This is a genomic window from Bacillus sp. N13C7 (assembly GCF_026790065.1).
Classification (GTDB): domain Bacteria; phylum Bacillota; class Bacilli; order Bacillales; family Bacillaceae; genus Bacillus.
Genome location: NZ_JALAMO010000006.1, coordinates 222,192 through 243,802 on the forward strand (window position 1 = coordinate 222,192; position 21,611 = coordinate 243,802).

The 21,611-nt window shown below is 42.3% G+C and carries 22 protein-coding genes and 1 riboswitch; of the genes, 16 read left to right on the forward strand and 6 right to left on the reverse strand.

Features of this window, described 5'->3' with window-relative positions:
• Positions 1-10: 10 nt before the first annotated feature.
• A complete protein-coding gene (gene kinD, locus MOB98_RS07945; RefSeq protein WP_268358233.1) occupies positions 11-1,531 on the reverse strand; it encodes a sporulation kinase KinD in 1,521 nt (506 codons plus the stop codon).
• Positions 1,532-1,723: 192 nt separating this feature from the next.
• On the opposite strand from kinD, the gene mhqR reads away from it, so the two are divergent.
• Complete coding sequence (gene mhqR, locus MOB98_RS07950) at positions 1,724-2,161, forward strand: MarR family transcriptional regulator MhqR (protein WP_021479410.1); 438 nt, start codon at positions 1,724-1,726, stop codon at positions 2,159-2,161.
• Positions 2,162-2,200: 39 nt separating this feature from the next.
• On the opposite strand, the gene motB is transcribed toward mhqR, so the two are convergent.
• From motB to clpE, 3 genes are all read right to left on the reverse strand, one after another.
• Positions 2,201-2,986 carry a flagellar motor protein MotB gene (motB, locus tag MOB98_RS07955; RefSeq protein WP_268358232.1) on the reverse strand — a complete coding sequence of 262 codons (786 nt, stop codon included), beginning with the start codon at positions 2,984-2,986 and terminating at the stop codon, positions 2,201-2,203.
• Positions 2,958-3,770 carry a flagellar motor stator protein MotA gene (gene motA, locus MOB98_RS07960; protein WP_003238984.1) on the reverse strand — a complete coding sequence of 271 codons (813 nt, stop codon included), beginning with the start codon at positions 3,768-3,770 and terminating at the stop codon, positions 2,958-2,960. The genes motB and motA overlap by 29 nt, the downstream gene beginning before the upstream one ends.
• A gap of 388 nt (positions 3,771-4,158) precedes the next feature.
• A complete protein-coding gene (clpE, locus tag MOB98_RS07965) occupies positions 4,159-6,258 on the reverse strand; it encodes an ATP-dependent protease ATP-binding subunit ClpE (RefSeq protein ID WP_268358231.1) in 2,100 nt (699 codons plus the stop codon).
• A 367-nt stretch (positions 6,259-6,625) separates the two neighbouring features.
• On the opposite strand from clpE, the gene MOB98_RS07970 reads away from it, so the two are divergent.
• The 9 genes from MOB98_RS07970 (at position 6,626) to MOB98_RS08010 (ending at position 14,242) form a co-directional block, all read left to right on the forward strand.
• Complete coding sequence (locus MOB98_RS07970; RefSeq protein ID WP_268358230.1) at positions 6,626-7,669, forward strand: hypothetical protein; 1,044 nt, start codon at positions 6,626-6,628, stop codon at positions 7,667-7,669.
• Between the two features lie 141 nt (positions 7,670-7,810).
• Positions 7,811-7,855: riboswitch (PreQ1 riboswitch) on the forward strand.
• 127 nt (positions 7,856-7,982) lie between these two features.
• Positions 7,983-8,642: a 7-cyano-7-deazaguanine synthase QueC gene (queC, locus tag MOB98_RS07975; protein ID WP_003238979.1), complete on the forward strand. Its 660-nt coding sequence runs from the start codon at positions 7,983-7,985 to the stop codon at positions 8,640-8,642.
• Entirely contained in the window at positions 8,635-9,084 is a 450-nt protein-coding gene (gene queD, locus MOB98_RS07980; RefSeq protein WP_268358229.1) for a 6-carboxytetrahydropterin synthase QueD, read from the forward strand. The genes queC and queD overlap by 8 nt, the downstream gene beginning before the upstream one ends.
• The gene (gene queE, locus MOB98_RS07985) at positions 9,077-9,808 is read left to right on the forward strand and encodes a 7-carboxy-7-deazaguanine synthase QueE (protein ID WP_268358228.1); all 732 of its coding nucleotides are present in this window, start codon (positions 9,077-9,079) and stop codon (positions 9,806-9,808) included. The genes queD and queE overlap by 8 nt, the downstream gene beginning before the upstream one ends.
• Before the next feature lie 17 nt (positions 9,809-9,825).
• Complete coding sequence (queF, locus tag MOB98_RS07990; RefSeq protein WP_003218613.1) at positions 9,826-10,323, forward strand: preQ(1) synthase; 498 nt, start codon at positions 9,826-9,828, stop codon at positions 10,321-10,323.
• Positions 10,324-10,728: 405 nt separating this feature from the next.
• On the forward strand, positions 10,729-11,928 hold the full coding sequence (locus MOB98_RS07995) for a glycosyltransferase family protein (RefSeq protein ID WP_268358227.1): 1,200 nt from the start codon (positions 10,729-10,731) through the stop codon (positions 11,926-11,928).
• 15 nt (positions 11,929-11,943) lie between these two features.
• Positions 11,944-12,171: a LysM peptidoglycan-binding domain-containing protein gene (locus MOB98_RS08000; protein WP_268358226.1), complete on the forward strand. Its 228-nt coding sequence runs from the start codon at positions 11,944-11,946 to the stop codon at positions 12,169-12,171.
• A gap of 94 nt (positions 12,172-12,265) precedes the next feature.
• On the forward strand, positions 12,266-13,198 hold the full coding sequence (locus MOB98_RS08005; RefSeq protein ID WP_268358225.1) for a glycosyl hydrolase family 18 protein: 933 nt from the start codon (positions 12,266-12,268) through the stop codon (positions 13,196-13,198).
• Positions 13,199-13,951: 753 nt separating this feature from the next.
• Complete coding sequence (locus MOB98_RS08010; protein WP_268358224.1) at positions 13,952-14,242, forward strand: DUF3219 family protein; 291 nt, start codon at positions 13,952-13,954, stop codon at positions 14,240-14,242.
• A gap of 116 nt (positions 14,243-14,358) precedes the next feature.
• On the opposite strand, the gene MOB98_RS08015 is transcribed toward MOB98_RS08010, so the two are convergent.
• The gene (locus MOB98_RS08015) at positions 14,359-14,544 is read right to left on the reverse strand and encodes a YkvS family protein (protein WP_003232446.1); all 186 of its coding nucleotides are present in this window, start codon (positions 14,542-14,544) and stop codon (positions 14,359-14,361) included.
• A 165-nt stretch (positions 14,545-14,709) separates the two neighbouring features.
• Between MOB98_RS08015 and MOB98_RS08020 the strand changes: the two genes are divergently transcribed.
• The 5 genes from MOB98_RS08020 (at position 14,710) to pfeT (ending at position 19,982) form a co-directional block, all read left to right on the forward strand.
• Positions 14,710-14,904: a hypothetical protein gene (locus MOB98_RS08020; RefSeq protein WP_268358223.1), complete on the forward strand. Its 195-nt coding sequence runs from the start codon at positions 14,710-14,712 to the stop codon at positions 14,902-14,904.
• Between the two features lie 297 nt (positions 14,905-15,201).
• Complete coding sequence (locus MOB98_RS08025; RefSeq protein WP_268367056.1) at positions 15,202-15,831, forward strand: cell wall hydrolase; 630 nt, start codon at positions 15,202-15,204, stop codon at positions 15,829-15,831.
• 117 nt (positions 15,832-15,948) lie between these two features.
• Positions 15,949-17,286: a sporulation protein YkvU gene (ykvU, locus tag MOB98_RS08030; protein ID WP_268362175.1), complete on the forward strand. Its 1,338-nt coding sequence runs from the start codon at positions 15,949-15,951 to the stop codon at positions 17,284-17,286.
• A 50-nt stretch (positions 17,287-17,336) separates the two neighbouring features.
• Positions 17,337-17,834 (forward strand): endospore biogenesis thiol-disulfide oxidoreductase StoA, encoded by a 498-nt coding sequence (stoA, locus tag MOB98_RS08035; RefSeq protein WP_268362177.1) that lies wholly within the window; start codon positions 17,337-17,339, stop codon positions 17,832-17,834.
• Positions 17,835-18,068: 234 nt separating this feature from the next.
• Entirely contained in the window at positions 18,069-19,982 is a 1,914-nt protein-coding gene (gene pfeT, locus MOB98_RS08040) for a metal-transporting ATPase PfeT (RefSeq protein WP_268362179.1), read from the forward strand.
• 38 nt (positions 19,983-20,020) lie between these two features.
• Here pfeT and MOB98_RS08045 read toward each other — a convergent pair whose 3' ends face one another.
• On the reverse strand, positions 20,021-20,224 hold the full coding sequence (locus MOB98_RS08045) for a hypothetical protein (protein WP_268362182.1): 204 nt from the start codon (positions 20,222-20,224) through the stop codon (positions 20,021-20,023).
• A gap of 162 nt (positions 20,225-20,386) precedes the next feature.
• On the opposite strand from MOB98_RS08045, the gene papB reads away from it, so the two are divergent.
• Entirely contained in the window at positions 20,387-21,481 is a 1,095-nt protein-coding gene (gene papB, locus MOB98_RS08050; protein ID WP_268362184.1) for a di/tri-peptidase, read from the forward strand.
• Positions 21,482-21,611: the final 130 nt, after the last annotated feature.

Genomic DNA, 21,611 nt, shown 5'->3' on the forward strand with positions numbered 1-21,611 from the left:
AGTCAGGGGGCTATGAAGCGGATACTGGGAGAGTGATCGTCACTTCTGTTCCTCTTCGCACTTCACTTTCGATATGAATGGAGCCTCCGTACATCAGCACGATCCGTTTACATACGACAAGGCCGAGACCCGTTCCTTTTTCTTTAGAAGTCACAAAGGGAAGGAAGATATGATCCAGCATTTCCTGAGAAATCCCTTGACCGTGATCCACAACTTTGATGATGGCCTTTTTATCCGAAGCTCCCAAGGAGATCGTCAGTTTGCCTCCTTCAGGCATTGACTCGAGGCCATTTTTTGCTACATTTAAAATCACTTGTTTAATATGATCTTTTGTACATTTTACTAGTAAGGGCTGCTCAGTTAAATACTGTAATTCGACTTCAACGTTGTATAGGTTGCCTTCTGAATAGATGATCGGCATAATTTCGCCGATAATATCTTGAAGCGAGTTCAGCTCCCATTTTTCAGCTGTCGGCTTGCCGAGAACGAGGAACTCACTCACAATTTGATTAATGCGCTTTATCTCCTGTTCAATGATAGAGAAGTAAAGCTGATCTTCTTCGCCTTTATATTTCTTTTGCAACAGCTGAATAAAGCCGCTTATGCCGGTGAGCGGGTTACGGATTTCATGGGCCGTGCTGGCTGCAAGCGTTCCGATCAGCTCTAATTTTTGTGCCTCATTTTCCGAGCGCTCCAGCTGGGTCTGCCGCTTCAGCAAATAATACAGCACGAGAATAAAAAGGATATTCAGTAGAACAATAATACATGAAAGTGGGAGCACAAGGCTTTTCGTCAGTTCTTCTATTGTGACCGGGTTCGGATATACTTTCATATTCCAGCTGATATCATCCAGATATCCGCTGACGGGTTTTTGATCTTCTGCATGAGAGGCCTGTCCGCTCGTAAAAATCATTTTCCCGTCTTGGTTCACAACTTCGATATAAACATCAGGGCTCAGCAAGTTAATAAGGTTTTTCAAATAATCAATTTGAATAGCTGCGACAAGATAATCAGTCACATTTTCTTCCGAGTTCAAAACAGGGACACAAATGGTAAAAATCGGCTGACCTGTAATTCTGCTCGAATAACTATCTGAAATGACTGTCTTTTTTGTTTCCTTTGCTTTTGTAAAAAAAGATCTGTCGGCCAGGTTTACTTTCGTTTTTAATTCCGTTGTGCTTGCGGTGACGTCTCCTTTGGCATTTAGAAAATAGAGGCCCGAAAATCTTGGCTCTGAATCAAAGGTTTTTTCCAAAACTGACTGCATTTTCTTTATATCAACCGGTCTGTCAATGGCGATGGACAAGGAGGTCATCCTCGCCTTTGTTTCTCCGATTAAATAATTGATTTTGTTGCGGTGAAGGTTCAGCAGGACACTCGCTTCTTGCTTATGTTCTGCAGCTATTGTATCTTTTTCTTTTTCATATACAAAAAAGCTGATGACGATTGCCGGAATCACGACCAGTATAATATAAAGTTTGACTCTCCCGCAGGCGCCTTTTAGTATTTTCAATTTGCATCGCTCCAACATACACCTGATTAGAGGTATTATATCATTGTTTCTTCATCTTTAATAAGAAAAAATAACCAAAAAAATTAGAAAAAGATGTTGAACAGCTTACAACATAAAAAAGAAGAGAAATATTGGAAAGATTTTTATTGACATTTCGGTCTTTGTTTATTAATGTTTCTCTGTAACGGTTTCTAAAAGGATGATTGAGACATGACAGAAAAATCACTGAAGTTATTTATCGTGCTGTCGCGCGCGTATCGTTCTATTAACGATCATATGAATAAGCATATTCATAAGCATGGGCTGAATCCGACTGAATTTGCTGTGCTTGAGCTCTTGTATCATAAAGGCGATCAGCCGCTGCAGCAGATAGGGGATAAAATTCTCTTGGCCAGCGGGAGCATCACATACGTAGTAGATAAGCTGGAGCAAAAAGAACTCCTTATTCGAAAAGCGTCTCCTACAGACAGACGAGTGACGTTTGCACAAATTACTGAAAAAGGCATCGGTCTTTTGAACGATATTTTTCCTGGTCACGCTGCTGAAATTGATGAAATGATCAGCGTATTAAGCGAAGAAGAGGTAGAGATGTGCACGGAAATGTTAAAAAGAGTAGGATTAAACGCAAAACAATTTCATAATAAGTAAAAAAAGGAAGCCTGATATGTCACAAGGCTTCCTTTTTTACTATTTTTCATTTGTTTCTGCTGCGCCTCTCGGCAAGATGAGAACTTCAACGCGCCGGTTTTTGCTTCGGCCTTCCGCTGTTTTGTTGGAAGCCACCGGCTTATACTCACCATAGCCCTTGGCACTGAACACTTTTGCGTCAAGTTTGGGGTTTTCAATCAGGAGCCCCATAAAGTTTACGGCTCTCATGACACTTAAATGCCAGTTTGATTGGAATTCAGAATTTTTAATTGGCATATTATCAGTATGTCCGCTGATAATAATATTTCTCGGCGGGTTAATCACAAGAAGATTTGAAATCTCTTTTGCAAGCGGAACATCTTCTTTGCGGATGGTCGCTTTTCCAGAATCAAAGAAAATACTGTCTTTAATCGTAATGAGCAGGCCTTCACTTGTCATCTTTGTTTCCAGCTGATGTTCCAGCTTTTTATCTTTGATGAACTTTTCCACTTGGCTTCTCACATTTTTAAGTTCTTCTTGATCAGCTGCTTTTTCTCTTTCTTTCTTGCTTTTCTCTTTCTCTTCTTTTTCTTTTTTCACTTCATCGATGCCGTCTGACTCGTTTTCAGTAGGGGTGACACTGGAATAGTCCAGTACGCCGGTGCCGCCTGTAAAGACTTCATTAAATGATTTTGAAAGCATTTGAAATTTAGCTGCGTCAATCGAGCTGCTCGCGTACAGCACAATAAATAATGCCAGGAGAAGAGTAAGGATATCGGCGTAAGGAACCAGCCACGATTCATCAACGTGCTCGTCCTCATGCTTCTTCTTCTTTTTTCTCGCCATTTTGCGCCTCTCCTTGTTCTGCAAATTTCAAGCGGTCCTTCGCAGGAAGGTACATTAAAAGCTTTTGTTCGATGACTTTCGGTGCTTGTCCTTCTAATACGGACAGGACGCCTTCAATCATCACTTCACGCAGTTTTACTTCTTGTTTTGATTTTCGTTTTAATTTATTTGCGAAAGGATGCCATAGCACATATCCCGTAAAGATACCGAGAAGGGTGGCAACAAAGGCTGCACTGATGGCGTGTCCAAGCTCATCTGTATTGTCCATATGAGAGAGGGCGGCAATCAGTCCGATTACAGCGCCGAGTACTCCGAGTGTCGGCGCATAAGTTCCCGCTTGTGTAAAAATAGCGGCTCCGGCTTGGTGTCTGTCCTCCATCGCTTCAACTTCCTCTGTCATGATATCTCTGATAAATTCTGCGCTTTGCCCGTCAACAGCCATGCTGAGTCCGTTTTTCAGGAAAGCGTCATCTACATCCTCAATGCTTGCTTCTAAAGCAAGCAAACCTTCGCGGCGTGCAAGCTGGGCCCATTCAGAGAACATAGGAATAAGCTCTTCTATTGTCAGCTGTTTGTTTTCCTTAAACAACACTCGGAACAGCGCAGGCACTTTTTTAATTTCTTTTGTTGGGAATGCGATAACTACTGCTGAGATCGTCCCTGCGATAATAATTAAAATGGCAGCGGGGTTTGCAAGCGCGCTGAAACTGACGCCTTTTAGAACCATCCCGACGCTCAATGCCACAAAAGCAAGAATAATACCGATTAACGAAGTTTTATCCATAGTTTTCACCAAATCCTTTTTTACTAGCTTGTCTATGGTTAATATCGGTTTCGGTGCCCGGAACTTTAGGGACATTGTGAATTTGTTCATGAAATATTCAAGGAAGAGGCATAGAAGGGAGAAATAAACAAAAACGGGCCTTTCAAAATTGAAAAGCCCGCAGTTTAGCGATAGTGAACCTGGCAGCTTGATTGCAAGCTGTTCTTCAGACTGTCTTCATATAATAATAGAAATATCAACTCACTGTATATGAACACGCTCCATCCCTCCTTAAGAAAAGTGTAAGAGATGAAGGAGAGGAAGGCTTCAGGGGAAGGAATGGTATTTTCTCAGCCAAGAGTATGAATGCACAAAAAAAGCGGCTTCCTAAATAGGAACCCGCTGATCGTTATTTCGCTTGCACTTTGATTGTATGGTCTTCTACAGTAACGTGAAAACGTGTGATTTCACTATTGTCAAGCAGCAGATCAGTCATTTCATCCTCCACCCATTCTTGGATGGTTCTTCTGAGCGGACGTGCACCGAATGCCGGGTGGTAGCCCAGCTCAGCAATTTTTTCTTTCGCTTCGTCTGTCACACTCAAGCTGATGCCGCGTTCTGCCAATGTTTCTTCAAGTTCACCAAGCAGCAGGCCGACGATTTTGACCAGGTGTTCTTTTTCCAGTGAGCGGAACTCAATAATGCTGTCAAAACGGTTGAGAAACTCAGGTTTAAAGAACATGCTCAGTGAATCAATCAATGTTTGTTCTTCGATTACACTGTCATCTGATTGGAAACCGACTTTTATTTGTTTTTCGCCAGCACCCGCGTTGCTTGTCATGATAATCACAGTGTCTTTAAAGCTTACGGTTCTGCCTTGGCTGTCTGTCAGACGGCCATCCTCCATAATTTGGAGGAACATATGCTGAACGTCAGGGTGTGCTTTTTCAATCTCATCCAGCAACACGATGCTGTATGGATTGCGGCGCACTTTTTCTGTTAATTGACCAGCTTCCTCATGGCCGACATATCCAGGCGGTGAACCGATGATTTTAGATACGGCATGCTTCTCCATGTATTCGCTCATATCGAGGCGGATAATGGCATCTTTCGTGCCGAATAATTCATCTGCCAGTGTTTTAGAAAGCTCTGTTTTCCCTACCCCGGTAGGGCCGACAAAGAGGAAGGAGCCGACTGGTCTGTTTTTGGATTTTAATCCTGCGCGGCTTCGTCTTACCGCTTTTGCCACTTTTTGAACAGCGGCTTCTTGTCCAATGACACGTTCATGAAGTTTTGCCTCAAGCTCTTTCATTTTTGTTTGTTCATCTGCCTGCAGTTTGCCGACAGGGATGCCTGTTTTTTGTTCAACAATTTCCTGAATGTGCTCAGCCTCCACAGTGACATCGGAATGAGCGGAAGAGCTGTTCAGTTTTTTCTCCAATGCGATTTCTTCATCACGAAGCTTTGCAGCCAGTTCATAATTTTCTTCTTCCAGGGCTTTTGTTTTTTCAGCTTCAATCGCAGTTAAACGTTCAGCCGCATCCTCATCATTCAGTTCATCAATTAACAGGTTGGCCTTTGACCCTGCTTCATCCAATAGGTCAATTGCTTTATCCGGCAGGTGTCTGTCTTGAATGTAACGGGATGATAAAGTCACACAAGCTTTGATTGCTTCATCACTGAATGTCACGCCATGGTAGGCTTCATATTTGTCTTTAATTCCTTGCAGAATGTGGATGGCCTGTTCAATTGAAGGCTCCTGCACCATGACAGGCTGAAAACGTCTTTCCAGCGCGGCATCTTTTTCGATTTGACGATATTCTTTCAATGTAGTCGCACCGATAACTTGCAGTTCGCCTCTGGCAAGGGCGGGTTTGAGAATGTTGCCTGCGTCCATTGATCCTTCTGCAGAGCCTGCGCCGACGAGAAGGTGAATTTCATCAATGAACAGAATGACATTTTTTCGTTCTTTCAGCTCAGTGATCAGCTGTTTCATTCTCTCCTCAAATTGGCCTCTGATTCCTGTGTTTGCAACAAGGGATGCAACATCAAGCAAGTAAAGCTCTTTGTTTTTCAGTTTGTTTGGAACATCACCTTCAGCGATTTTTAAAGCAAGTCCTTCGGCGATGGCGGTTTTCCCTACACCCGGCTCACCAATGAGGACTGGATTGTTTTTGTTGCGGCGGTTCAGAATTTCGATCACGCGCGCCACTTCTTCATCACGGCCGATGACAGGGTCAATGAGGCCCGCTTTTGCACCGTTTGTAATATTTTGGGCCAGCTCATCAAGCAATCCTTTTTTCTCGCTTTGTTTTGCTGCGCTTTGTTCTCTCGGCTGGAATGCTTGTTCAAACGGAAAACCGAAAGATTGAGGACCCATGCTCATTGAAGGTTTACGGGTCAGTTCGTTATAGCAAGTTTCGCATAGAACCATATGTTTATGAACAGAATTTATTTGCATGTTAAGGCGAATCGTCGCCTCGTTTTTATGACAATGTTGACAACGCATTTGCCAAAACCTCCTTAAAAGTTTGATCTTCTTTGACCAATGAATGTGAAGAAAAAGGCCGTTTGGATTTGACCTTCTTTGACTAATAGTATACGGCAAACTTAACGGCTTTCAAAACAATATGCTCAAAGCAGTCTGACTATTTGACTAACTTTGACCAATTGAGTTTTAAAAAAGGCCGATTCGTTTGACCAACTTTGATTAATAGTATACTCTGACTATCTTTGACTTTCAAGTCTTTTGCGTAAAAAATTTTTGAATTTGTTTACACAGTAAAACATGTTTTCTTCGTCTTTTCAAGGAACTTGTCTCATAGGTTATAAAAAGGCATAGATGGATCAAACTGCGGTTCGTTCGGAGGGGAGAAATGGAACAATCAAAAGGATCAGCAAGTCAGCTTGCTTTCGTGTATATCGGCACAGTGGTTGGAGCTGGATTTGCGACTGGCAGGGAAATTGTTGAGTTTTTTCTGAAGTTCGGCTGGTTCGGTTTATTCGGCATTATCGTCAGCGGCGGGATGTTTACGTTACTGGGAGCCAAGCTGATGATCATTTCAAAGCGAATCAATGCCAAGTCATATCAAGAAATGAACATATTCTTGTTCGGGGCAACGGCTGGCCGGATTATTAATGTGTTTATGCTGTTTGTTCTCCTCGGCGTCACATCTGTTATGCTCTCAGGCGCAGGGGCGCTTTTTGAGGAGCAGCTGGGGATGTCCGCTCAAATTGGGATGCTGATTACAATTGGGTTGAGCTTAATTGTGATGACTAGAGGTGTAAAAGGCATTTTCGGTGTCAACGTGTTTGTTGTTCCTCTTTTGATCATCTTTTCTATGATTGTGGTGGCCGATTCTTTTATTTTCAGCGAGTCGAGAAACGCAGCTCAGTGGATATGGCCCCATCGCTGGGACTGGCTCTTATCAGCGTTTTCTTACGGCGCTTTGAATTTATCGCTTGCCCAAGCGGTTTTGGTTCCGCTGGCGAATGAAATGTCATCCGAAAAAGTGATCAAAAAAGGCGCTTTAATCGGAGGCACGATGCTGACGATTGTGCTGTCCGCGAGTTTTCTGTCTTTATCGATGCTCCCGGATGTATTTTTGTATGATATACCGATGGCTCAAGTGGTTTATCTCTTTGCACGATCTGTCCATTTGATTTATTTGCTCATTATTTTCGGTGAAGTGTTCACATCGGTTATCGGCAATCTATACGGATTAGAAAAACAAGTGCAAAGCTTTCTTCCAATCAAAAGCAAATATATCTTTGCAGCCATTATGATCACGGCTTATATCACGAGCCAAATCGGGTACGGCAAGCTCATTTCAACGATTTATCCATTGTTTGGTTATGTAAGTCTGGCCTTTATTGGCGCCCTGATTTGCAAAAAGGCTCCGCGGCGGCACAGTTTATAATCACATATATAATGAAGCGGGCCGTCATTGCAGAACAGCGTTTGACCGGGACGCTGGAGCTTACTTTTTTTATTGTCAAGAAAAACAACATTATGGTAAGATAGCGGAAGTGAAAAAAATTGAAGAAAATCCGTGCGATATGCGGGAGAGGTTCTAGCTACACCCTCTATAAAAAACTAAGGACGAGCTGTATCCTTGGATACGGCCTTTTTTATGTTTTTCTAGAGCACCTTCCGAAAAGGTGTTTTTTTGCGTGAATCAGCTGTAGCGATGTCTCTCGCCGACGTTTTTATTGCGGAGAAGGAGAGGAATCATGAAAAAAGAAAAAGCAATTGTCGTATTCAGCGGCGGTCAAGACAGCACCACATGCTTACTGTGGGCCCTAAAGGAATTCGAAGAAGTCGAAACGGTGACTTTTCATTATAATCAGCGTCATTCGCAGGAAATTGAAGTGGCAAAATCTATTGCAGAAAAGCTTGGTGTGAAAAACCATTTGCTTGATATGTCACTTTTAAATCAGCTTGCACCGAATGCTCTGACAAGAAATGATATTGAAATAGAAGCAAAAGATGGTGAATTGCCATCTACATTCGTTCCAGGCCGCAACTTGGTATTCTTATCCTTTGCGTCTATCCTGGCATACCAAATTGGCGCACGCCACATTATTACGGGAGTTTGCGAGACAGACTTCAGCGGCTATCCTGATTGCCGTGATGAATTCGTAAAATCTTGCAATGTAACGGTGAACCTGGCGATGGAGAAGCCGTTTGTGATTCATACGCCTCTTATGTGGCTCAATAAGGCGGAAACGTGGAAGCTTGCAGATGAGCTTGGTGCCCTTGACTTTGTAAAAAACAACACGCTGACATGCTATAACGGCATCATCGCAGACGGCTGCGGCGAATGTCCGGCATGCCACCTTCGTTCAAAAGGGTATGAAGAATATATGGCAATGAAAGGAGAGCGTGCATAAATTGTTATCTCAAATTTATCCGCAGGCCCAGCACCCATATTCATTTGAATTGAATAAGGACATGCACATCTCTGCTGCTCATTTTATCCCTCGGGAAAGTGCAGGCGCGTGCAGCAGGGTTCACGGCCATACGTATACCGTAAATGTAACCATTGCCGGCGACGAACTTGACGATTCAGGCTTTCTTGTCAATTTCAGCGTGCTAAAAAAATTGGTGCACGGAAACTATGATCATACGCTTTTAAATGATCATGAAGAATTTTCTAAGGACGACCGGTATTCACTGCCGACAACTGAAGTCGTGGCGAAAACGATTTATGACAAGGTGCAGGCTTACTTAGACACATTGGAGAATAAGCCAAGCTGTGTACAGGTGTTTGTCCGTGAAACACCGACAAGTTATTGTGTTTACCGTCCGAAAAAGGGTGGTTCGAATGGCTAAAGGAATTCCTGTGTTAGAAATTTTCGGCCCGACGATTCAAGGGGAAGGCATGGTGATCGGACAGAAAACAATGTTCGTCCGGACAGCGGGCTGTGATTATTCCTGCAGCTGGTGTGACTCCGCCTTCACCTGGGACGGTTCTGCTAAAAAAGATATTCGCTGGATGACGGCTGAGGAGATTTTTGCAGAGCTTAAGGATATTGGGGGAGACGCGTTCTCCCACGTGACGATCTCGGGCGGCAACCCGGCCCTGTTAAAGCAGCTGGATGCTTTTATTGAACTGCTGAAGGAAAATAACATCCGTGCAGCGCTTGAAACCCAGGGAACCGTTTATCAGGATTGGTTTACGCTGATCGATGATCTGACGATTTCCCCAAAACCGCCAAGCTCAAAAATGGTGACGAACTTCCAAAAGCTTGATCACATTTTAACTTCGCTTAAAGAGAATAATAGACAGCATGCTGTCAGCTTGAAGGTAGTCATTTTTAATGATGAAGATTTGGAGTTTGCCAAAACAGTGCACAAGCGTTACCCGGGAATCCCGTTTTATTTACAAGTCGGTAATGATGACGTGCATACGACGGATGATCAGACATTGATTGCCCATTTGCTTGGAAAATATGAAGCCCTTGTTGATAAGGTAGCTGTTGATGCGGAGCTGAATCTGGTCAGAGTGCTCCCGCAGCTGCACACCCTGTTATGGGGAAACAAACGCGGAGTATAATAGAAAGGAAGATAAATATGACGACAAGAAAAGAATCAGAATTAGAAGGTGTAACACTGCTTGGCAACCAAGGAACAAATTATTTGTTTGAATATGCGCCGGACGTGCTTGAATCCTTCCCAAATAAACATGTAAACCGTGATTACTTTGTAAAATTCAACTGTCCTGAATTCACATCTTTATGCCCGAAAACAGGACAGCCTGACTTTGCAACAATCTATATCAGCTACATTCCTGATGAAAAAATGGTTGAAAGCAAATCATTAAAGCTATACTTGTTCAGCTTCAGAAATCATGGTGACTTCCACGAAGACTGCATGAACATCATCATGAATGACTTGATCGAATTAATGGACCCGCGCTACATTGAAGTATGGGGCAAATTCACGCCAAGAGGCGGAATTTCCATTGACCCATACACAAACTACGGAAAGCCTGGCACGAAGTATGAGAAAATGGCCGAATACCGTATGATGAATCATGACTTATATCCGGAGACGATTGATAATCGGTAATAAGAGAAGCCACATAAAAGTGGACTCTTATGCAGTGAATTACGGTCGCGGAAGTAATGTAAGACGTACAAATATGTACGTCTTTTTTTGTGCAAAAATACTTACGTAAGTTCTTTGACAGAGAGGCTGGCAAAATCAGAGGGAAATATGTTGAAAATCGCCTGCTTTTTCTGTAGGACATCCGCACAAGCTATTATTTACACTGTATATGGGTAGCGCAATCCGGAAGCACCTTAAGTATATTCCAGTTATCCTCTGCATTTTTCAGTGGTGAAGTTTACGTTCTCTTAAATTTATTTTGCAGGAAGCTTGAACGTCTTTTTTAGACTAGTACCGCGACAAGTTATATTACGTCTACATACCAATAAAGTAGACATCAAAAAGTGAAAGAGAGGACGAAATTGTGTGAAAATTCTTTTTCTTGAGAGTCATCCCATGTGGCTCTATGGTTTACCGAATGGGTTTAGGGAAGCAGGCCATACCGTAATGATTTCGGGTCCTGTGAGCCGGGAAAATATTACTGAAATGATAGACGAATTTAAACCGGATCTAATCGTATCTATGGGATGGACACCAGAGCATTCAAGAGAAAAGCAAGCCTGGATTCGCAACGCAACTAAAAAGGTGAATATCCCTCTCGTTTATTGGGCAACTGAAGACCCGCTGCACACTCAAAACTTTACCATCCCGTTAATTAAAAAGATGAAACCGGATTTTGTTTTCACCGTTACACCTTCTCTGTGTAAAATTTATGAAAGCATGGGGATTAAAGCAGCTCACTTAGACTTTGCATATCACGAAAGTATACATCATCAGATTAAACCATTGGAGAAATACAGTTGTGATATAGCAGTGGTGGCTAATGCTTACCCTAATTATCTTGAAGAACATCCGGAAGTGTTCCGTTCGTCCTCTTTAAAAACGCTTATTCGCCCTCTTATACGAAAAGGGATTCGCATAGATTTCTGGGGGAAAAATTGGGAAAAAATGAGTAAACATATAGGAAAAGAAATTCCCCGTAATTGGATTCATGGATACCTCGATTATACTGAAGCATATAAAGTTTACAGTTCAGCAAAAATCATTATCGGTTTGCAAAACTGTGAAAGCCAGCTTACGCAGCGCACCTATGAGATTCTTGGTTCCGGCGGGGTTTTATTAACATCGGATACACCGGCAGTTCGAGGTAAATTCAAACCTGGCCGCGATCTCATCGTCTCTTCCTCGCCAAAAGAAACATTTGAAAAGGTGAAATACTATTTGAATCACGATAGCGAGAGAAAAAAGATTCAGATAAACGGTAAAAAGGCAGTGAAGAATGACTCCTATCGGCATAGAGCTGAGAGAATGATTGAGGTGCTAAAAAGAAGAGGAATCATAAGGAACGTAGGGGAAACCATACATTACGTAGATGTTCTCAAAGAAAAATACGAGATTCATCATGTTACTCCCGGTGAAACATTATTGAAAATTGCCATGAAGTATAAAGTTGCTCTGCAGCAAATCATGGAGCTTAATCATTTTAAATCAGATCAAATATATGCTGGACAAATTATTAAGATTAGAAAGAAACGGTCTAGAGATGTGAAAAACATATTCTTCTAAAGGAGAGTAATATGAATGAAGGGAAAAATACCTAAAACAAGAAACCAAGTGAATAAAGCAAAAAGAACGCCCCGTTATATGGAATTTCCCGTGACTTACGAAGTATATCATGTGGAATCTGGCGATACGTTATGGACGATTTCCAAATCCTTTAATATTCCGGTACAACAACTGATGAACCTTAATAAGCTTTCTTCGGATATCATTTACCCTGGACAAATGATAAAGATAAGAGAGAGATAATTGAGAGGTTTCGGAAACGAAACAAATTGAAATAATCCGTCTTCATTTTTTATTTGTGGGAATTTGATATTTTTGGGGATGAAGGGGTTATGATATGTTTCAAATGAGCTATTTCTATTCTGGATTAGGTTGCGATTATATTCATCACGTTGATCAAACGAATGGAGTATTAAATGTCGTGTCTCCTGACTTTTTCTATATCAGGAAAGATGGATCATTGCTTCTCCGTTCAGCTAATCCCGATGTAATTAAGGCCCTTCATAGAAGAAAATTAAAAGTAGTTCCTTTTCTAAGCAATCATTGGGATCAGGGTTTGGGACGATCTGCATTAAAGAACCGAGTGCTTTTGGCTAAACAAATTTCTAATGCAATAGAAGAACTGAACCTAGACGGAGTCAATATCGATATAGAAAATCTTACAGAGAAAGATCGGCAGGCATTTACGGATTTTGTTAGACTGGTGAGAAAAGGTATTCCTAAGCGTAAAGAGGTATCAGTTGCAGTGGCGGCAAATCCTTTTGGCTGGACGAAGGGCTGGCACGGATCATATGATTATGAGCATTTAGCTAAGTATGCAGACTATCTTATGGTTATGGCCTATGATGAAAGCCGCTCTGCTGGGCCTACTGCAAGTGTAGGCTGGGTGGAAAAGTCCATTCAGTATGCTCTCATTCAAAAAATCTCTCCCCAAAAACTAGTTTTAGGATTGCCTTTCTATGGCTGTTGCTGGATGCAAGGCCACTCTGCCTCACAAGCCATTTCCCTTTCCCTTGTTAACTCAATCATAAAAAGACATAACGGGACAATTATTTTTGATACGAAGAGTCAATCTCTAAAAGCTGTTTTTACTGTCAAACACTGCAAGGGCCCATGGCCACAGGGAACATATACATTATGGTTTAAAAATGAACAATCACTCATAGCAAAAATAAAACTCGTTCAAAAATATCATCTGAAGGGTCTTGGCAGCTGGAGTCTTGGACAAGAGAATACGTCAGTCTGGGACACAGTATTTAACAATATATAAGGATGTATAGGTCAGAGTAAAAATCGAAGATAATTGCATTGAATCTCTAAATCTTGGACATCCTTATTATGAGAACAGGTAAATAGTGAGGACAAGGGTTTGCATTCCATAGATTCTTGTCCGAAAATGTTCTAAGAGGCAGTATATTGTGCTTGAAATACAGATTCAAACTCTGTTATAGAGCGCATTTCATGTAGAATCTGCTTCCATGATGGAAACCATACACACGCTACCTTGTGAGCAGGATGATTACATTTCATTCAGAAGTGTTCAGGATTGATATGGAGAAGCACGAAACATACACACATGTAATTTTTTGCAAAATGGATGCTTTTTTAAAAATATAATGAATGTGATTGTATGAACTTCACATGAACGGCTTGATTGACCGCTCTCATTAATGGATGCCAAGATACAGCATTTCTGTTATGATCCGTGATTCGTACAAAGCCTGACACAGTGCCGCATGGTGAACCGTAATTTGTTGATAATCGATCATATAGTTTCTCCTGAGAAATGAGGAGGTTTTTACATAAAAAAGACGAGTGAATCCGGGGGAATGTCACTCGCCGCTTTCTAATGAAAAGACGGGATGCTGGATGGCAGCTCGTCTGTTTTATTATAAAATATCGAACGTATGTTTGTAAAGGTGTCTTTTCTTACGAATTGGGTAACATAACGATCGGAACAGATTCATTGTAAACGTCCGCTAAGATATGCTAAGATGCATGGACTATAAAGGAGTGATGAAAAGTGAAGACATTGCGATTAAACGGTGTTACGTTAGAAATGGCTGCATATCAAGAAGAAAACGAGCCGAAGCGTAAAATTTTATTTACCCTTAACGTGACGAGTGAGACTTACCATGATATCGCTGTCCTGTTGTATGAAAAAACGTTTAACGTCGAGGTTCCGGAGCGAAACCTTGTCTTCAACGGGGAAATCACAAATTATTCAACGTCATTGGTCAACCTGTACGAACCAGGATCCGCCAGCGAATTTTATATAGAAATAACGGAAACAGACAAAAACGCCGATTCATAATCGGTGTTTTTATGTAAAAAAGCTGCCGGCGGCAGCTTTTGAGAAAGCGAATTTCATATGTAAGGTGTTTAATTGATCGTCTTGCAGTTGCGTATGAATGTGGAAATAAGGAGGTTTTAATAGGAGTCTCTGATGATCTTGTAATTTTTATGATTAACAACTGTCAATGAATCTAACTCAAGATCCCGATAGTTATCCATGATCGTCACATCAACAATAACAGAATTCTCATTTACTTTTTCAACAACACCGGTTAATCCGTTCTTAAATTCAATGACGTTTCCAACCTTAGCGATTTTCACAAGCTTCCTCTCCTTTAAACATAATAATGCCTTTTGAAAGTATTTTGCAGTATTTTCATTGAGAAGTAAAGCGATAAGGAGTTTTATCTCCCTAAGGAATTGTCCTGACGTTATAAAGATGATATATTGATTTTCGTCAAAAGAAAGAAAAAGGGGGAATTTTCGTTGCATCCCGAAGAGATAACTGAACTGATTGAACAGCTGCGCACTGGTGCAATAAACGAACTGAGAGTCCAGAAAGAGCATTTCCTGGATTTCAGGGCCGTGTTATCTAAACAAGATGATTTTAAACATTTCCGAGGCATTGCCCAGCAAGGCGGAGATGTTATATTTCAATACTTAGAACAGCCAAGAAGCTGAAGGTTTCTCACTCGTGGGAAGCCTTTTTATCATATATGACAGAATCAAGACCCTTTATTACATTCGTTTGTAACATACGTAAACAAAATGTAAATCGCCAAAAATGGATAAACATGTTTTAAAATGACAAGATTTATAGAATTTCATCCTGTTTTTCTTCCGTTAACTAACGCGTCATCCGGTATATTCCATCCTGATACCACTTTGGGAGAGTTGGAAAATCTTTTTCCGTGAAAATGAATGGATCTCTTGTTAAGGTTATGAAGTGTTTTTTGAGCACTTTAAGGAGGAAACTGTATGACGTCGAAATTCACTGCTCTGGCTGTTTTTCTTCTTTGTTTCATGCCTGCAGCAAAAATTGAACATACACAAGCTTCACTACTGAGCACAAAGAAGACAAAACATGAAGAAGCGAAATGGCTTGAACATATAGATCTAGACACAAACGAATCTTTCCCTTCACTGTCTGCTGATAAGGACCAGAAAAAAATAAAGCCAATCAAGCTGTCAGCACACACTGAAAAGAAAGAGGAAGACAAACCAGCCGAAACAAATGAAAAGAAAGACACATATACACAGTCTGAAAAAGATTTGCTGTCCCGCCTCGTTCACGCAGAGGCTAAGGGAGAATCATATAAAGGCAAGGTTGCTGTAGCGAGCGTTGTGCTGAACAGAACGGAGAAAAAAGGTTTTCCTGATACCATAAGAGGGGTTATTTATCAGAAAAACGCCTTTGAACCAGTCTCAAACGGAAGCATTAATCAAGAGCCTGATCAAGAATCGATTGCAGCAGCTGAAGAAGCGCTGTCTTCTAAAAATAGAGAAACAGATGCCATATTCTTTTATAATCCGAAAACAGCGTCGGATGATTGGATTCGCTCAAGAAAGATCGTAGAAAGAATCGGCAGGCACGTTTTTGCCATTTAAGCATAGAAGAGACAATGTGTCTCAGCTATGCTTTTTTTCATATAAAGAGTAAAAATAAAATAATTTTTGAACTTGTCTCATATGATGTTGGTAGTACAAGAGACAAGGGGAGACATCATGAATCGATTTGTGAAAGGGATCATTCTTTTATCCATTGCCGCCTTTTTCGCTGAATGCCTTGAATTTGTCGTGAATATGATTTTGGCGCGGGAGCTTGGCGAGCACGGGATGGGGCTTTACATGAGTATTTTGCCTACAATCTTTTTAATTATTGTCATCGCAAGCTTGGAACTGCCGATTTCAATTTCTAAATTTATTGCCGAATCAAACCCTAAGCTTCATGAAAGCATGCTGAGGCACGCTTTCAGAATGACAGCCGTTTTTACAGCGTTTTCTACGGCCGCCGCCAGTATTGCGCTTCCGTTTATTCCGGTATTTGATACATACCACCCGTTTATTAAAGGGATTGTCATCGGCTTAATTCCTGTTGTTGCCTTTACTTCAATCGCCAGGGGCTACTTTATGGGTGTGCAAAAAATGGGGAAGATCGCAGTCGCCAATGTGCTGAAAAAAATCATCCAGCTCTTGTGCTTGTTCCTCTTTTTTCAATGGTACTCATTCGAATTGGATATGGCGGTGCTGATTTCCTTGTTTGTTTTGGTCGTGAGTGATGTGGTCGTGCTTGTTTATTTATACTCACAATTCATCATGGCGAGGCGGGCGGTAACCGGCCAGCAGCACATTCATTTGCGCGGAAAGGATGTAAGAAAAAGACTGCTTGCTGTTTCCATTCCCACAACAGGGCTGCGCATTTTTCATGCCATTGTCAATGCCATTGAACCCTTTTTAATAAAAGGGGCGCTTTTGGGAGCAGGTGTTGCCGGGACAGCGGCGATCGATCAGTATGGAATGCTGGCAGGAGTGGCTGTGACAATAGGCTCGTTCCCCGCTTTTATTGCCCATTCGTTAATGGTCGTTATGATACCGAGTATTTCTGAAGCTTACGCGCTTTCGCAGTATGACGTTGTCCTAAAAAGGCTGAAACAGTCAATTTTCATTACATTTGGTTACGGTATCCCGGCTGTCTGGATCATGTTTCAGTTTGCGGGACCTCTCACGCATCTGTTTTTTCACTCCCCTGAAGCTCAGTATTACCTGCAGCTGTTGTGGCCTTACTTTCTCTTTCATCTTTTTGTCATGCCGCTCCAGGCATGCTTAATCGGGATGGGCTTTGTGAAAGAAGCGTTTTATCACAATGTGTGGAGCCATATCGTTGCTTTAAGTATGATGTATGTACTGGGATCAATGGAGAATCTGCAAATGCTCGGGATTATCCTGGGGATGAACACAGGCATGATTTTACTGACGAGCCTTCACTATACACAGATTTGCAAAGCGCTGCGGGTATCAGTTTTTCTTACGGGTGGAAGCAGAACGCCGCGAATTGAAGGATGATAAAGAAAAAGCAGGGGCAAGCTAATTGAAAAGCATGAAAGGAAGATTCCATGTTGACAAAGCGCTTGCTTACTGTATGCCTTATGTTATTGGGGATGATTGCATGGTCTCCTGCTGTGTCAGCCGCTGACGATAAACAGCCTGCCGTTCCCGCTGTTTTTCTCATGAAAACAATAGAAGGGGAGGATATCTCGATTCCGAATAAAGGGCAAAAAACGATCCTGCATTTTTGGACATCTTGGTGTCCGCCCTGCAAAAAAGAGCTCCCCCAGTTTCAATCATTTTATGATGCCCATCAATCCGGCAGCGTGAAGCTGGTAACGGTAAATTTAGTGAATTCGGAACAAAATCAGCAAGCCGTTGAAGACTTTATAAAAGCAAACAAGCTGACATTTCCGATTGTTCTTGATGCAAAAGGGGAATTGATGAAAGAATATCGCATCATCACGATCCCAACCTCGTTTTTATTGAATGAAAAGGGAGAAATTGAAAAAACAAAAATAGGCCCGATGACGGCGGAACAACTGAAAGAATGGACGGAAGAATAGCTGAGAGCATAGCCTCTCAGCTTTTTTCATATAATGAAGAATTGGATAAATATTAATGATAATTATTATCAAGAAGGAATTAAAATAATTATAATTGAAATTCTCTTCACGCATGCTATAATAAAGATAGACATCAAGAGATACTGACGATATAGCTGCCTTTTGGGCGGCGATTTTGTTTTTATAAGAGAAATGAAGATGATTTGCGTTCTCAATTAGAGAGGAGATTTTGATATGAATGAACAAGTTATCGTTCAACAAGATCCGCACGAGCCATTAAATACAGGACAGAGAGAGAAAAACTGGGTGCAGCATGCTGAGCTTATCGCAGCACTTGTGTCAGGCGCTCTTATTTTGGCAGGCTGGCTCTTATCCGGACATCAAGTATTATCAGTAACGCTTTACTTGCTGGCTTTTGTGATCGGCGGATTCGCTAAAGCAAAGGAAGGAATCGAAGAAACGCTCGAATCCAAAACACTGAATGTAGAGCTTTTAATGATTTTCGCTGCCATTGGTTCCGCCTTGATCGGATACTGGGCAGAGGGTGCTATTTTAATATTTATTTTTTCCTTAAGCGGAGCTTTAGAAACATACACGATGAATAAAAGCAGCAGAGATTTAACTTCTTTAATGCAGCTTGAGCCTGAAGAAGCAACACTGATGGTCAATGGCGAAACCAAAAGAGTTCCGGTTTCGGACTTAGAGGCCGGAGATATGATTGTGATCAAACCTGGAGAACGTGTAGCGGCCGACGGAGTCATTGAAACGGGCTCAACAAGCCTTGACGAGTCAGCATTAACAGGCGAATCAATGCCTGTAGAAAAAAGCACCGGCGATGCTGTGTTTACGGGAACTGTGAATCGCAACGGCTCCTTGACGGTCCGTGTCACGAAAGCCAATGAAGATTCGTTATTCAGAAAAATTATCAGATTGGTTGAATCTGCGCAAAGCAGTGTGTCACCCGCACAGGCTTTCATCGAGCGATTTGAAAATGCCTATGTAAAAGGTGTGCTGATCGCAGTAGGGCTCTTATTATTCGTTCCGCACTTTGCGCTTGGCTGGAGCTGGAGTGAAACCTTCTACCGCGCAATGGTGTTTATGGTTGTCGCGTCACCTTGTGCGCTTGTTGCCTCTATTATGCCGGCGGCGCTTTCCTTGATTTCAAATGGCGCACGCAACGGTATGCTTGTTAAAGGGAGCGTCTTTCTTGAGCAGCTCGGCTCTGTGCAAATGATCGCCTTTGACAAAACAGGCACTGTGACAAAAGGACAGCCTGCTGTTGAGACTGTCAGAATCGCAGAAGGATTCAGTGAATCAGAGGTTCTTGAGGCTGTCTATGCCATCGAAACGCAATCAAGCCATCCGCTCGCGCAAGCGATAACAGCGTACGCTGAAAGCCGCGGCGTGAATCAGTCCGGCTACATATCGATAGAAGAAACATCAGGGTTTGGCGTTATGGCTGAAGTGTCGGGAGCAAAATGGAAGATCGGCAAAGCAGATTTTATCGGCGCGGAAATGGCAGGGCAATTTATAAAACAAGCAGCATCAGATGTCACTCAAAGCGGGCACACGATTGTATTTGTGAAAAAGGATGATCAAATAGCGGGCTGTATCGCACTGAAAGATCAAATCAGGCCTGAAGCAAAAGAGGTCATGGAGGAACTGAACCGGCTTGGGATTAAAACAGCCATGCTGACAGGAGATCATAAGGACACGGCCCAAGCGATAGCGAAGGAAGCCGGCATGACAACTGTTGCGGCAGAATGCCTGCCTGACCAAAAAGTAAATGAAATCAAACGGTTAAAGGAAGAATTCGGAACGATTGCAATGGTCGGTGACGGAATAAACGATGCACCGGCACTTAAGGCGGCGGATGTCGGCATTGCGATGGGCGGCGGAACAGATGTCGCTCTTGAGACCGCTGATATGGTGCTTATGCAAAACGATTTGAAAAAGCTCGTAAACATGTGCAGCCTGTCACGGAAAATGAACAGGATTGTCAAACAGAATATTGTGTTTTCTCTAGGCGTGATCTGCCTGCTGATTTGCGCGAACTTTTTGCAGGTGATGGAATTGCCATTTGGGGTGATCGGTCATGAAGGAAGCACGATTTTGGTGATCTTAAACGGGTTAAGACTTTTAAAATAAAACCAGCAGTCCAATCGGGCTGCTGGTTTTTTTATGTATCAAGCTTTGCCTTCTTTTTTGTCTTTATCAGATCTTTTCGTGATAATAATGAGCGCGAGAATGCAGCAGAGAAAACCCGCAGCACAGCCTAGGATAGAGCTGTAATAATAAAAGCCGACCAACTTCATACCGATAAAAGGAGCGGAAATTCCCAAAACCGTTAAGAGCATAACTATTTTTCGTCTGAAAAAATTCATCAGCAAACGGAACAACTCCCTGCGATTGAACTCTACTCCCAGTATACAGGATGAGAGGCGGAAAATAAAAGGGGTGAAAATGAAGGCGCCGCGAAAGGCAAAGACCTGCAAAACCTGTTACAATGAAAGACAGAACAAAGCATTGCAAATGGCAGGGAGGAACAAAAAGTGAATAGAATAGAGCGCGTCTCTTCATGGCTGAAGGAAGCGGGGCATACGGCCGCATTTATTCATACGAAAGAAAATGTTTTTTACTTAACTGGTTTTTACACAGAGCCGCATGAACGATTAATGGGCTTATTTATTTTTCAAGAAGAGGAGCCTTTCTTCGTTTGCCCGGGAATGGAAGCAGACCAGGCCCGCAGCGCCGGCTGGGATCATGAGATTATTGGCTATGCAGATCACGAAAATCCGTGGGAACTGATAGAGAAAGCCTTGAAAAAGCGGAATGTCAGCATACATACACTTGCGGTAGAAAAGGATTCAATCTCACTAGCACGCGCAGAACAGCTGAAGCATTCGGCCGGCGGGGCTCAATTCGTTTCAGCAGAAGAAACACTTAATCAATTTCGCCTGACTAAAGACGACAATGAAATTCGTTTGCTCAAAGAGGCGGCAAAGCTTGCTGATTACGGTGTTGAAGTCGGCACAGCCGCTTTGCGAGAGGGCATCAGTGAAGTGGAAGTGCTCGCTCAAATTGAGTATGAGCTGAAGAAAAAAGGAATTCAGGGCATGTCTTTCTCTACAATGGTTTTATTCGGAGAAAAATCAGGCCAGCCTCATGGAAATCCGGGTACAGCCACATTGAAAAAAGGTGATTTTGTTTTATTTGATCTGGGTGTTATTCTTGATGGCTATTGCTCTGATATTACAAGAACGTTTGCATACAAGTCCATCAATCCGAAGCAAGAGGAGATCTACGAGACCGTGCTTCAAGCAGAAAAAGCCGCGATGGAGGCAAGCAAGCCCGGTGTCAGAATCGGTGACCTTGATTTAACTGCGCGCGGCATCATTGAAAAAGCGGGATACGGAGATTATTTTCCTCACCGGCTTGGACACGGGCTCGGAATTTCTGTCCATGAGTACCCATCTATGAGCCAAGCCAACGATACACTGTTGCAGGAAGGCATGGTCTACACGATCGAACCGGGGATTTATGTGCCTGAAGTTGGCGGCGTGCGCATTGAGGATGACGTTCACGTAACAAAGGACGGAGCGGTTGCCCTGACCCAATATCCGAAGGAATTAATCATACTGCCGTAATAGAAATAAAAAAGGACTTTGTTCTCGACATCGTCCTTTTTTATCTGCATTAAATAAAAAAATCATCAAATGTTCGAAAGGGTTTAATTTCATGTTTTTGGTTGAGAGGTTTTACAGCAAGACAACTGCC